At 58.8% G+C, this 12,959-nt stretch carries 10 protein-coding genes; 5 read left to right on the forward strand and 5 right to left on the reverse strand.

The window, feature by feature from the left end:
- Positions 1 to 35: 35 nt before the first annotated feature.
- Positions 36 to 1,643: an ABC transporter substrate-binding protein gene (locus tag AB7813_RS14945; RefSeq protein WP_439065903.1), complete on the reverse strand. Its 1,608-nt coding sequence runs from the start codon at positions 1,641 to 1,643 to the stop codon at positions 36 to 38.
- A 346-nt stretch (positions 1,644 to 1,989) separates the two neighbouring features.
- Positions 1,990 to 3,495, reverse strand: coding sequence for a MocR-like pyridoxine biosynthesis transcription factor PdxR (gene pdxR / locus AB7813_RS14950; RefSeq protein WP_439089161.1), 1,506 nt, complete (start codon positions 3,493 to 3,495; stop codon positions 1,990 to 1,992).
- Between the two features lie 397 nt (positions 3,496 to 3,892).
- On the opposite strand from pdxR, the gene AB7813_RS14955 reads away from it, so the two are divergent.
- Positions 3,893 to 5,053, forward strand: a complete 1,161-nt coding sequence (locus AB7813_RS14955) for an IS30 family transposase (protein ID WP_441228164.1) — start codon at positions 3,893 to 3,895, stop codon at positions 5,051 to 5,053.
- Between the two features lie 45 nt (positions 5,054 to 5,098).
- On the opposite strand, the gene AB7813_RS14960 is transcribed toward AB7813_RS14955, so the two are convergent.
- The 3 genes from AB7813_RS14960 to AB7813_RS14970 are packed head-to-tail and all read right to left on the reverse strand — an operon-like array spanning position 5,099 to position 8,125.
- Positions 5,099 to 6,205 carry an ABC-type transport auxiliary lipoprotein family protein gene (locus AB7813_RS14960; RefSeq protein WP_231079408.1) on the reverse strand — a complete coding sequence of 369 codons (1,107 nt, stop codon included), beginning with the start codon at positions 6,203 to 6,205 and terminating at the stop codon, positions 5,099 to 5,101.
- Between the two features lies 1 nt (position 6,206).
- Entirely contained in the window at positions 6,207 to 6,986 is a 780-nt protein-coding gene (locus AB7813_RS14965) for an ABC transporter ATP-binding protein (protein ID WP_231079407.1), read from the reverse strand.
- A gap of 2 nt (positions 6,987 to 6,988) precedes the next feature.
- Positions 6,989 to 8,125: an ABC transporter permease gene (locus tag AB7813_RS14970; RefSeq protein ID WP_231079406.1), complete on the reverse strand. Its 1,137-nt coding sequence runs from the start codon at positions 8,123 to 8,125 to the stop codon at positions 6,989 to 6,991.
- Between the two features lie 429 nt (positions 8,126 to 8,554).
- Here AB7813_RS14970 and AB7813_RS14975 point away from each other — a divergent pair, with 429 nt between their 5' ends.
- From AB7813_RS14975 to AB7813_RS14990, 4 genes are all read left to right on the forward strand, one after another.
- Positions 8,555 to 8,953 carry a translational machinery protein gene (locus AB7813_RS14975; protein ID WP_231079405.1) on the forward strand — a complete coding sequence of 133 codons (399 nt, stop codon included), beginning with the start codon at positions 8,555 to 8,557 and terminating at the stop codon, positions 8,951 to 8,953.
- A gap of 76 nt (positions 8,954 to 9,029) precedes the next feature.
- Complete coding sequence (locus AB7813_RS14980) at positions 9,030 to 11,432, forward strand: phosphoketolase family protein (protein WP_231079404.1); 2,403 nt, start codon at positions 9,030 to 9,032, stop codon at positions 11,430 to 11,432.
- Positions 11,433 to 11,441: 9 nt separating this feature from the next.
- The gene (locus tag AB7813_RS14985) at positions 11,442 to 12,641 is read left to right on the forward strand and encodes an acetate/propionate family kinase (protein WP_231079403.1); all 1,200 of its coding nucleotides are present in this window, start codon (positions 11,442 to 11,444) and stop codon (positions 12,639 to 12,641) included.
- Between the two features lie 79 nt (positions 12,642 to 12,720).
- The gene (locus AB7813_RS14990) at positions 12,721 to 12,945 is read left to right on the forward strand and encodes a hypothetical protein (protein WP_141137133.1); all 225 of its coding nucleotides are present in this window, start codon (positions 12,721 to 12,723) and stop codon (positions 12,943 to 12,945) included.
- Positions 12,946 to 12,959: the final 14 nt, after the last annotated feature.

Below are 12,959 nucleotides of genomic sequence, written 5' to 3' on the forward strand. Positions count from 1 at the left end.
CACAAGGGCTACATCGCCGGGTCGTTCGTCTTCGCTTACTTGCGGGCGAGATCGCGGAAGTCGACTTGGCGGTGAAACCAGTAGGTGTAGCCATCGAGTTGCGGGATCATCACGGCGTCCTGGTTAGCCTGCCACAACAGCACCAGCGGAATTTCCTTGACGTATTCCGCGATCATCTGCTTGCCCATCTCGTCATACTTGGCCTGATCCTGTTCGAACCGAGCCTGATTGGCCAGTTTCACCACCAGCTCGTCATTCCAGGAGCTGTAATTCCAGCGCTGGTTACCGGTGAAGAAATTGCGGAAGAAGTAATCGGTGGTCGGCAGCCAGGCGGTGGAACCTTCGGTGAAGAACGGCAGCTTCTTCTCGGTGATCTGTGTCGACATCTGCGAGTCCGGCAGCTTCTGCACGTCGACCTCAATGTTGAGCTTCGCCAGCGCCTCCTTCAGCAGCGCCGCCATCGGCTCGGTGACGGCGGCGGAACCGACATTGATGCTGAAAGTGGTCTTGAAGCCCTTCTCGAAACCGGCTTCAGCCAGGAGCTGTTTGGCCTTGGCCATATCGGTCTTCGCCGGCATCGGCTGCGGGAAGTCGGCATTCGGCGGCGACGTCCACGATGCACCGAACAGCGGAGAGCCACGTTTGAAGATTGCTGCGCTGAACATGTCGTTATAGGGCAGCGCCATGGCGATGGCCTGACGGACCTTGAGATTGTCGAACGGCGCCATCTGCGTGTTGAAGGCAATCATGGTGAAGCCGTTGGTCTGCGGTGATGACTCCACCTTGACCTTGCCGCGCTGCTGCAGCGACGGTACGTCGCTGGCCTGCAGATCGATGGCGATGTCGGCATCGCCCTTCTCGATCAGATTGGCCCGCGTGGCGGGATCGCCGATGGTCTGTTCGATGACGCGCTTGAAGTAAGGCAGCTTGCCGTCACGGCCGCTCTTCCAGTTCTCGTTGCGCTTCAGGACCAATTGTTCGCCCGGCTTGAACATCTCGACCGTATAGGCGCCCGAACCGGCGGTATTGGTCTTCAGCCATTCCTGCGCCCAGGGATCCTCGGCAGTCGCATGCTGTTTGGCGAGCTTGCTGTTGAAGATCGGGGCGAGCGGTGTGGCGAGATTGGCCAGCGCCAGACGATCCGCCTTTGGCAAAGTAACTGTGATCGTGCGCTCGTCGACAATTGCGAACTGCTCGGCCTTGGTCAGCGATCCCGTGCCCATTTGCCCTGCGGCAATGGATTTGGCGGTGACGGCACGATCAAGCGACCATTTCACGTCTTCTGCAGTGACGGGCGTACCATCGTGCCACTTGGTATCGCGCAGCTTGAAGGTGATCTTCAGCCCGTCCGGGCTGACCTCATAGCTCTCGGCCAGTTCGCCGCGGATCTTGCTGCGGTCGAATACCCAGACGCCGTTTTCGTCGCGCTTGCGGTCGAAGGCTACAAGGCGGTCATAGATGCTGGTCGAAACGCCAAAGGCCTCACGTGTCGCACCCGGCGTGGTGGGGTCCAGCGTCGGGATATTGTTGCCGGTCACCTGGCGCAGGGTCTCGGCCCGCGTCTGCGCCTGTGCCGCCGCTGGTGTGAGCGCCATCAGCAGCACACTGCCCGTCAATCTCAACAAACGCCCGCGATCAGCCATCATCTGCCACCGTCCCCTGTCGAACCTCGTTCTGCAAAATCTTGGCGTATCGCGCGCATCCGGATAGAGCCAGACTCACCGGAAACGACTAGGCCAGATTGCCGGACGCAGGGTAACGCGCGAGCGAGGTGCCAAGGTGCTTTGTTACAGTGCAAGCGCTGCACGCAAATACAGCAACGATCTCATCGACGCGCCTATCCGCTCAGATGCAGGACGTGCGGCAGTTGTCGCGCCGTCGATGGTTCGACGAGATCGCGCCTACGCGGCGGCAAGGGAGCTACCCGCCGAAGATTGAGCAATTCGCAGGCGCGCGGCCACTGCTGGGAACCGCATATGGCGGATCGAATTATTTTTTTGCCGCAGATGGCTCCACACCGAGAATCTGCGCCATTTTCGCGATCAGACGCGTCGCATCGGTGGGCTTGAGGCGGCCATAGCCCAATACGAGGCCAGCATAGATCGGCGTCTCCAGATGATTCTGCGATAGTGGCTGCACGTGGAGACCCGCTTGCTTCAACAGCCGTGCCGCCTCCACATCGCTCATCCGCGCCTTCAGGCGCTCGGTGAACAGAGCGACGAGATGAAGACCGGTTGCACAGGGAGCGACGGTGAGATCATCAGGCAAATACTGACGGATCGCATCCATCAGGGCCTTCTGCCGCTCCGCATAAACTTTTCGCATGCGGCGGAGATGGCGCAGCAGATGGCCCTCGCGCATGAATTCGGCGAGCGCGCGCTGACCGATGCCGGAACTGTGCACGTCGATGCGCGCGCGGCCCTTGGTGAATATCTCGACGAAGCGCTCCGGCGCGACGATGTAGCCTAAGCGCAAGCTCGGCATCATGATCTTGGAGAAGGTGCCGAGATAGATCACGCGCTGCTCGCGGTCGAGCGACTTCAGCGACGCGATCATACTGTCCTGATGCCGGAACTCGGAATTGTAGTCGTCCTCGACAATCCAGACGTCGTTGCGATTGGCCCAGTCAAGCAATTCCAGCCTCCGCTCCAGCCCCATGCTGACGCCGAGCGGATATTGATGCGACGGCGTCACCACGATCAGCTTCGCATTCGGCGCGCGGCGAATGCCCTCGGTGACGCATAGCCCCTTGTCGTCCACCGGTATCGGCACCAATTTACCGCCGGCCGCCGTCAGCGACCACTGCGCCTCGACGAAGCCCGGTTCCTCCACCCAAACTTCGTCGCCATGATCGAGGATCATGCGGCTGCACAGGTCGAGCGCGCTGGAAGTGCCCGAGGTAACGACGATCTGCTCGGGCGTGCAGACGAGACCACGCACCGCGCCGAGGAAATCCGCGATCTCGCGCCGAAGCTCGGGAAGCCCGGCGGGGGACAAATCGAGGCATTCCTCCTTGTCGGGTTGCAGCGACGTCTGGCGCAGCAACCGAGCCCAGTCGCCGAACGGAAAGGTCGAGATATCGGGCGCACCGGGGCTGAAATCGGACGCCCAATTGGTCTCGTAGGTGAAGCCAATCAGCGACTGCCAGCGTTGAGAGATGGGACCGGCGATGCGAGAGGTATCCACAGACACGCCCGCCGGCGATACCGCACTGCGGCTGACTGCGGCGACTGAAACACCGCCGCGCGGCATCGATTCCAGATAGCCTTCGGCATAGAGGATGTCCCAGGCACTCAGCACCACCATGCGCGAGCAACCGAGCTCGCGCGCAATCTCCCGCGAGCCGAGAAACTGGGTGCCCGCCGGCAGCGTCCCGTGCAGAATCCCGTCGCGCATCTGCGCCGCGATTTGCTGGGGCAATGCCACTGACGAAGCCCGGTCAAGACGGATGCCCGCCAGCGACATCCGCCTCCTCTGGCCAGTGGAATTCTGCATGCGAAACGGGGCCCGGACAAACGATCAAGATGAATGCGACCGAACAAGTAGCAGCACGGAAGGCTGGACGTCCACATCGCCCGTACACCCCCGATGGCCGAGCTCGCCAGGCGCCCTGCACACGGGTTGAGATCGGAGCCAAGACGCTTCCAGCACGTTAAAATCTCGATCGCAATACAGGCTCACGCAATACGCGAGATCCGGACCTCTACCTCAAGCTCTTCGAAGAGATCCGGAGCCTGGAGGCATCGGGCGTATCAGCGATCTGCAATCACGGCCTGCACCAACGGCTCCCCCTCCACAAGGGCTCGGATTTACGAATGAAGGTCCGCTTTGCGCGGCGGGCTCAATTGGTCAGCGCAACACTCTAATCTTATGGGAAAGATGGAGTGCAGGCATGAAACAGCGACCTCGCATCTATTACTCGGCAGCCCAGCGATCTTTGATCTGGGATCGTTGGCAGGCAGGCGAGCCGATGAGTTCGATTGGGCGTCGGTTTGAACGGGATTCTTCATCGGTTTTCTCGGTTATATCTCCGTCCGGAGGCATCCGTCCGCCAGATCGGCGTCGCGCCGAACGGGCTCTTAGCCTTACTGAGCGAGAGGAGATCTCCCGATGGCTCAGCATGCGCCGCTCCTTGCGATCGATAGCGCGTCATCTGGGACGATCTGCGTCGACGATCAGCCGTGAGGTTCAACGCAATGGCGGAACGGATCGCTACCGTGCTGCGCAGTCTGATCACAGCGCGTGGGATCGGGCCCGTCGCCCCAAGCTTTGCAAGCTGGCTTGCCGTCCTTTCCTGAGACGGACAGTATCGAGACTACTGCAGAGACAATGGTCGCCGGAGCAGATCGCCGGCTGGCTGAAGCGCACACACCCGGCGGAGCCTGAAAAGCAGGTGTCACACGAGACGATTTATCGCAGCCTATTCATTCAGGCGCGCGGCGTGTTGAAAAAGGAGCTTCTCGAGCACCTGAGGGCGAAACGCACGGTTCGTCGTTCTAGGCACGCGAGCATGAAACGGACCGGACTCGGCCAGATCAAGAACGCCGTATCCATCAGCGAACGACCGCCGTCTGTTGAAGATCGTGCGGTCCCAGGCCATTGGGAAGGCGATCTGATCGGCGGATCGAGAAATAGCTACATCGCAACGCTGGTTGAACGCCATTCGCGCTACGTGATGCTGATCAAGGTTGCGAACAAGAACACCGAAAGCGTCGTCTCTGCGCTGATCAAGCAGTCACGGCGATTGCCTGGCGAACTCTACCGGTCCCTGACCTGGGATAGAGGCAAGGAGCTCGCCGACCATCAGCGACTGGCATTGGCCACCGACGTCGACATCTACTTTTGTGACCCTCGCTCCCCATGGCAGCGCGGATCAAACGAGAACACCAACAGATTACTGCGCCAATATCTGCCGCGCGGCACCGATCTGTCCTTACACAGTCAAGCCAAGCTTAGCGCCATCGCAAGACAGCTCAATGAGCGGCCGCGAAAAACCTTGCTCTATCAGACGCCAGCTGAGAAGTTCGCCGAGTGTGTTGCAGCGATCGGTTGAACTCGCCGCCAAAAGCGGACAAGCCAAGCATTGCTGATTGCGAAGTCAGAAACTCTGGGTAGTCCAAGAGACGAGCTCTTTGGCAAGGTTTGAAAAAGCAGAGTCGAAAGCCCGAACGGTTCCTGGTACATCCAGCTGTTCAATCCTCTGGCTCTGGTGAAATATCCGTGAAGCCATGACCTTTCCATCCTTATCCAGAATCTTTGTAGACAACTCGATTTCTGCCGCGGGCGTTTCATCGGGCCCAACGTCAAATCGTCTGACATCGATCAAAAGCTGATAATCGGGCTGAACGCCGTCCAGCGGCCGCGTGGGTGCATGCGTTACGTCGTAGTTTTCGAAACTCTCCAAGATCTTCGCCTGGATGAGCTTGGGGATGCTGTCTGCCCACTGCGCATCGGGGAAGGCCGCCGTGTCCTTGGGTTGCGAAAACAAGAATCGTTGCGTCTGCAAAAGGACGACAGCTGTTGGCTCGGGTATCGCGAGCTGCCCCTTAAGTATTTTGGTTGGTGCCGGGAAATCAACAGCAGCGCGAAGATTATAGGTCACCTTAGATACCGGAGAAGCGCCGCCGCCCGTCATTCGCTCCAGACCGCTGACAATTCCGTCGAGCTTTCCAGTGTTGCGAGCGAGTCCTTCTGAGAACACTTGAAGATTGGCGATCGTGCTTTTGAGCGGCGCGGCATTGTCCGCCAGAACGCCGTCGACCCGCCCAAGGGCATCGCGTGCCGCTTGTGTCATACTGCGGCCAGCGCCGGGTTCGGCTACCAGCATCGTCACGGGAGCGGAATTCGTCAACAATTTACCTCCCTCCAATGCGATTACCGGCACCCCCGTCAGTCCCTGGAAGTCCAATCCCACCTTTGTGTCACTGCGAACGGGAGTGGTGTTCACGACGGAGATGCTTGCATTGACGCGACTGGGGCTATCCTCCGCCAAATCGAGACGCGTCACCTCGCCCACGCGAATGCCGTTAAAGAGCACCGCGGCGCCCACCAGCAGACCCGGCACAGAGCCGTCGAACTGAATCTGATAGGCAGTCCGCGGACCTGAATTTCCGGTGCTATGCAGCCAGAATATAAAGCCGAACACTGCAGCGATAGCTGCGAGAACGAATGCGCCGACGATGACGAAAGGAGCGCGCGTTTCCATATCAAATCGCCTTTGGTTGGAGCATGAGGGAGCGCTTGCCATGGAAATAAGCCTTAACCCATGGATGCTCGGATCGAAGCAGCTCGCTCATCGGTCCGATCGTGACGATTTTTCCATCAGCCAGGGCGGCCACGCGATCACAAACGGTATTCAGACTGGCGAGATCGTGCGTGACCATGAAGACCGTGAGTCCCAGCGTCTTCTGCAACGTCTTGATCAGCGTATCGAAATCGCCAGCTGCGATAGGATCAAGGCCGGAAGTCGGTTCATCGAGAAAGACGATGGCTGGATCCAGCGCCAATGCGCGTGCAAGCGCGACTCGCTTTGTCATGCCGCCGGAAAGCTCTGATGGAAACTTGGCACCGTCCTCAGGTGCGAGACCCACCATTTCAAGCTTGGCATTCGCAATCTCGGCCATGAGTTCGTCTGAGAGCGTTGCATTCTCACGAAGCGGAAACTCAACGTTCTGCAATGCCGTGAGTGACGAGAACAGTGCTCCCTGCTGAAACAGCACTCCCCATTTTGCAGCGACATTCCTTGCCCGGCGCCCGGGCGTCAGACCGATATCGTTCCCCATCACCTCGATCTTCCCGCTATTCCGCTCAATCAAACCAATCACGGTCCGCATCAGCACTGATTTCCCGCCACCGGAGGCACCGACCAGCCCCAGGATTTCGCCGCGCCGAACATCGAGTGACAGATGATCGATGACGATATGGCGGCCGAAACCGACAACTAGGTCCTCAACATGGATGGCAACATGCGTATCTTTCTCCTGCATCGTTACATTCCTATCGACGCGAAAAACACGGCGAATAGCCCGTCGAGAACGATGACGAGAAAGATCGATTTCACGACAGATGTCGTTGTTTGTTTGCCTAGGGATTCAGCGCTACCTTTCACGCGAAGCCCCTCGCTGCACGCGACGATCCCGATCACCAGCGCCATGAATGGCGCCTTGATGATACCCACTTCGAAATGCGTCACCGAGATCGCCTCATGTAGCCGGGCTATGAATGTCACCGGCGACATACCCCCATAAAACCATGCGACGAGGCCTCCCCCGTAAAGCGCCGCGACCGCCCCTACGAAGGCCAGGATCGGCAATGCGACGATCAACGCGACGACGCGAGGCAGGATCAGAACATCGACTGGATCAAGGCCCATCGTCGATAGAGCATCAATCTCCTCGCGCATCTTCATGGAGCCTAGTTCAGCGGTGTAGGCGCTTCCGGATCTTCCGGCGACCATGATTGCAACAATGAGAACCCCCAGTTCACGCAACACCAGGATCCCTACCATATCGACCACATAAGCCTCCGCGCCAAACTTGCGGAAGTGGAAGATGCCTTGCTGCGCGATAATGGCGCCGATCAGAAATGTAATCAGGACCACGATCGGAAGCGCCTGCCAGCCGACCCGATAGATCTGGTAAACCAATGATGTCAGCCGAAATGATCTCGGACGGCGAAACACACCGACAGCGGCCAGACAAATCGCGCCGAGCATTTGAAGGAAAGCCGACAGATCCAGAACTGCCGCCAGCGCCGCCCGACCCAGCATTTCCAATCTGTCGGCGATGGAGTTACGCTCTGTGGGATCCGGATTGCGTCGTCGATTGACCTGTCTTAATTCCTCGATCAGATCGATATAATCTTCTGCAGCTCCCACAATGTGCGCGCGTTGGCCACCGCTGGCCAAATGTCGCGATAATCGCTCGATCAGCCAAGCGCCCAACGTGTCGAGCTCCCGGACGCCGGACATGTTCACGGTTACCGACCGTGCCCGCGCGAGCTGCGGCGCTATACTGGCAGATAGTTGCTCCAGAGTTGCCGCATTGACGACGGTCCAACTTCCTGTTGGGCGTAATTCGAGCGCATCGCCACTGGCGCTGGCTATCAGCAAAGGTGCACTCATCACGACGATCTCCTGCGCTTATGCCAAAATAGGCCAGTGGAGGCGCCATCGAGCGTCGTCAGCAGGACGACACGCGGGTTGAAGTGGAGGCCACATGTTGGGTGACACGGATCGCCCTCAAATCATACAACGAAGTTCCTTCTGCCTGATCACGAAACTCCGTTTATCGTCGGCCTGTAACTTATCTTCGGAACTTCCGCCGCTCTGGCGGTTTGGATGAAGTGAACTAGATCATCAAGCGCATTCTGGTCTTTTTCAATTAGATCGTTTCTGACGTGACAGCTGTTTGACGTATGTCAAACGGCCGCTCACCGTTTGTCGTACTGTTCTGCGACGATATTCCGCAACAGCAAGCATGTACCTCGCTACTGCAGAGGATAACACGGCTGCAAGCGCGAATTAGCGAGAGCAAATCGCAAACAAGGAAACAAGATGCATCATTTTCATGCCGTCGTTTGGATCGACCATCGCGAAGCGAAGATATTCCATGTCGGCCTCGCCGGAACAGATCAACTCGATCTCCATCCGACATTCGAGACACGCCACATTCATCACAAGGCCAACGAAATCGGAAGCGGTCATATCCACGAAGACAAGGGACTGATGAAAGACGTGGCGGACGCGGTGAGTGATGCCGGTGAGATTCTGATCATTGGTCCGGCGCAGGCGAAAACCGAACTGGCGACCTATCTGCGGGAGCATACGCATATCGGCAGCCGCATTGTCGGCGTCGAGGCCGTTGACCATCCCACCGATGGCCAAATCGTCGCTTACGCCAAGAAGCACTTCAAGATCGGTACATTGCGCGGCGACGCACCCGCAAGCCGCTGAAATTTGCGACCAAGCGATTGCGAATATTGGCGGCAGATATTTGCCGCGGTGCGGCGACTGGATCAAGGTGCAGCATATGCCACGTTATGGAGAAGCTTTCCTCAGCACCGACGAGGCTCAGCTAATTGATCGCTACTGGCGCGCCGCAAATTACCTGTCGGTGGGTCAGATATATCTACTGGACAACGCGCTACTGCGCGAGCCGTTGCGCAAGGACCACATCAAGCCCCGCCTGCTCGGCCATTGGGGAACCACGCCTGGGCTAAACTTCATCTACGCGCACCTGAATCGCGTTATTCGCGCCCACGACCTCGACATGATCTATATCTGCGGCCCCGGCCATGGCGGCCCGGGGATGGTCGCAAATACATATCTGGAAGGCACCTATAGCGAGGTCTATCCGGACATTACCCAGGATGAAGACGGACTGCAGAAACTGTTTCGACAATTCTCGTTTCCCGGCGGCGTTCCCAGTCATGCGGCTCCGGAAACTCCCGGTTCCATCCATGAAGGCGGTGAACTCGGCTATGCGCTGGTGCACGCCTACGGCGCGGCCTTCGACAATCCCGACCTGATCGTCACCTGTGTCGTCGGAGACGGAGAAGCGGAGACAGGCCCCCTCGCCGCGTCATGGCACTCCAACAAGTTCTTGAGCCCGAAGCATGACGGCGCGGTACTGCCCATTCTTCATCTCAACGGTTATAAAATTGCCAATCCCACTGTGATGGGGCGGATGAGCGACGACGAAATACGCCATCTGTTTCATGGCTACGGTCATGAGCCGATGTTCGTCGAGGGCAGCGATCCCGCCATGATGCACCCGCTGATGGCACACACGCTTGAGCGCGCGATCGACAGGATTCGTGCGATCCAGGCTTCCGCTCGTGACGGTCGCGCAACGGTGGATCGGCCGAAATGGCCCATGATCGTCATGCGCAGTCCAAAGGGCTGGACCGGCCCCAAGGAAGTCGACGGCTTGAAGGTCGAAGGTTTCTGGCGCGCTCACCAGGTACCGATTGTCAACCCGCGCGGCAATCCCGAACATCTCAGTCTGCTCGAAGAATGGATGCGCAGCTACCGGATCGACGATCTGTTCGACAAAGCCGGCCGGCTGCTACCTGAGTTGCAGGCTCTGGCGCCGCAGGGTCGCCGGCGCATGGGAGCGAATCCTCATGCCAACGGCGGTTTGCTGAAGCGCGAGCTGAAGCTGCCTGACTACCGCGACTACGCCCTCGATGTTCCCCATCCCGGCGGGACCGAAGGCGAAGCAACGCGCGTGATGGGCCAATTCCTGCGCGACGTCATCAAGCTAAACGCCGATGCGCGCAACTTCCGCATCATGGGTCCAGATGAGACAGCATCGAACCGGCTCGACGCGGTATTCGACGTGACCGAGCGCGTCTGGATGGAGGGCATCGAGCCGTATGATGTCCACCTCGCCCAGGACGGCCGGGTGATGGAAGTGCTCAGCGAACATCTGTGTCAAGGCTGGCTGGAAGGCTATCTGCTGACCGGCCGCCACGGGCTGATCTCCTGCTATGAGGCCTTCATCCACATCGTCGATTCAATGTTCAATCAGCACGCTAAATGGCTGAAAGTGTCCCGGGCGCTACCCTGGCGACGCCCCGTTGCCTCTCTCAATTATCTTCTGACATCCCATGTCTGGCGCCAGGACCACAACGGCTTCAGCCATCAGGATCCGGGCTTTGTCGATCTGGTCGCCAACAAGAAGGCGGATATCGTCAGGATTTACTTCCCTCCGGACGCCAATACCCTGCTCTGGATCACCGATCACGTGCTTCGGACCTATGACCGCATCAACGTCATCGTTGCCGGCAAGCAGCCGTCGCCGCAATGGCTCGGTATCGAGAAAGCTGCGACCCATTGCGACGCCGGGATCGGTATCTGGTCTTGGGCTGGCACCGAAGACACAGGCAGCGAACCGGATGTCGTGATGGCCTGCTGTGGCGACGTGCCTACCCTGGAAACCATGGCTGCGGTGGACCTATTGCGGCAAGCCGTACCCGACTTGAAGGTCCGCGTCGTCAACATCGTCGATTTGATGACGCTGCAACCCAAGACGCAGCACCCGCACGGACTGGATGACCGCGACTTTGATGGCATGTTCACCCGGGACAAGCCGGTGATCTTCGCCTTTCACGGTTATCCCAACCTGATCCACCGCCTGACTTATAGCCGCGCCAACCATGCCGGCATGCACGTGCACGGCTTCGAGGAGGAAGGGACGACGACCACGCCGTTCGACATGGTGGTGCTGAACCGGCTCGACCGCTTCCATCTCGCCATCGACGTCATCGAACGCGTTCCTCGCCTCGGCATCACAGCAGCGGCGATCAAGCAGCAGTTTCGCGACAAGCTGCTTGAGCACACAACTTATGTGCGCGCCCATGGCGAGGACATGCCGCAGATTCGCGATTGGAGCTGGCCAGACCGCTTCACCAAGCACACCGCCGACTGAGGACAAACAATGCCAGATGCCGTCCTTGTCGTGAACTCCGGCTCTTCAAGCATCAAGCTTGCGCTATTCGACATCGCATCGGATGGGGGGCCGAGATTGCTCTGCCGAGGGAGTCTGGACGAACACGAGGTCGAACCGCGCCTGACGATCAAGGAGACCGATGGAGCCATTCTCTATGATCGGCATCGCAAGGTCGCAGACGGCCACGGAGAAGAGCTGCTGCTCGATGCGTTGAACTGGGTCGATGGCTATCTTGCCAGTGACGATCTGATTGCAGTTGGTCATCGCGTGGTGCATGGCGGATTGGCCTTCGCAACGCCGGTCCGATTGACGGGATCGATAGTCAATGAGCTTGAAAAGCTGACACCGATGGCGCCACTGCATCAGCCACGCTGTCTATCGCCGATACGTGCGATCATGACCGAACGGCCGGAACTGCCCCAGGTTGCCTGCTTCGACACGGCGTTCCACCACTCACTTCCCGCCTCCGCCACCCGCTTTGCCATTCCACGCCAGCTCCACGACACCGGCATCCGCCGCTATGGATTTCATGGACTGTCGTTCGAGTTCATCGCCGGACGACTCCAGGAACTCTCACCATCTCCCGCCGAAAAACGGTGCATTATTGCACATCTGGGCAGCGGCGCCAGCCTATGCGCCATGCGTGGCGGTGCCAGTATCGACACCACGATGGGTTTCACGCCGCTCGACGGCCTGGTGATGGCTACCCGCTGCGGCGCCATTGATCCCGGCGTGCTCCTCTATCTGCAGCAAGAGCGCGGAATGTCGGCAACTGACCTCGAAAATCTGCTCTATCGAGAATCCGGGCTGCTTGGTGTGTCGGGACTATCAGGCGACATGCGAGCACTGCTCGCCAGTAAAGACCCGCATGCCTCCGACGCCATCGATCTGTTCGTGACGTCCATCGCCAGAGAAACAGCGATGATGGTCAATAGCCTTGGTGGCATGGAGTGCCTGATCTTCACCGGCGGGATTGGAGAGCACGCACAGGAAATTCGACGGCGCGTTTGCGAGCGGATGAGCTGGCTGGGCTTAGCCGTCGATGCAGACGCAAACGATGCAGGATCCGCGTGCATCAGCACTTGGGATAGCAGTGTTGAAATCCGGATCATTCCGACGAACGAGGAGTTGGTCATCGCGCGTTATTGCGTAAGGAACCTAGCTGATAGCATCTCTGATCCAGCCTAGGAGATCTACCGTCTGCTTCAAACTATCGAGAGACATTCGACGGGCTACCCGTCTGCACCATATAACCAACGAGGCCCCCATGATAAATCTCGAAACATACGCACATGGCATCAGGGAAGCTCTGGACGAATGCCACGAGCACATGTCGCCTATGGAAGCTGGCGAACTGCAGATCGGCAAGCGCGCCACCGGTGGCGACTGGCAGGACATAACGGCCGAGACAGTCGATCGACACAAGAAGATGATCACCACTTACGAAGGTATTCTGAAGGTGCTCTCTGCCAAGCTGCAGGGTGGCTTTTAGTGCCGGATCAGGCC

It is taken from the genome of Tardiphaga sp. 20_F10_N6_6 (assembly GCF_052076045.1).
Taxonomy (GTDB): Bacteria; Pseudomonadota; Alphaproteobacteria; order Rhizobiales; family Xanthobacteraceae; genus Tardiphaga; species Tardiphaga robiniae.

Coding starts and splice junctions, on each gene's coding strand:
- AB7813_RS14945 (WP_439065903.1), bottom strand. CDS start 1,643: ATGGCTGATCGCGGGCGTTTGTTGAGATTGACGGGCAGTGTGCTGCTG.
- pdxR (WP_439089161.1), bottom strand. CDS start 3,495: ATGCAGAATTCCACTGGCCAGAGGAGGCGGATGTCGCTGGCGGGCATC.
- AB7813_RS14955 (WP_441228164.1), top strand. CDS start 3,893: ATGAAACAGCGACCTCGCATCTATTACTCGGCAGCCCAGCGATCTTTG.
- AB7813_RS14960 (WP_231079408.1), bottom strand. CDS start 6,205: ATGGAAACGCGCGCTCCTTTCGTCATCGTCGGCGCATTCGTTCTCGCA.
- AB7813_RS14965 (WP_231079407.1), bottom strand. CDS start 6,986: ATGCAGGAGAAAGATACGCATGTTGCCATCCATGTTGAGGACCTAGTT.
- AB7813_RS14975 (WP_231079405.1), top strand. CDS start 8,555: ATGCATCATTTTCATGCCGTCGTTTGGATCGACCATCGCGAAGCGAAG.
- AB7813_RS14980 (WP_231079404.1), top strand. CDS start 9,030: ATGCCACGTTATGGAGAAGCTTTCCTCAGCACCGACGAGGCTCAGCTA.
- AB7813_RS14985 (WP_231079403.1), top strand. CDS start 11,442: ATGCCAGATGCCGTCCTTGTCGTGAACTCCGGCTCTTCAAGCATCAAG.
- AB7813_RS14990 (WP_141137133.1), top strand. CDS start 12,721: ATGATAAATCTCGAAACATACGCACATGGCATCAGGGAAGCTCTGGAC.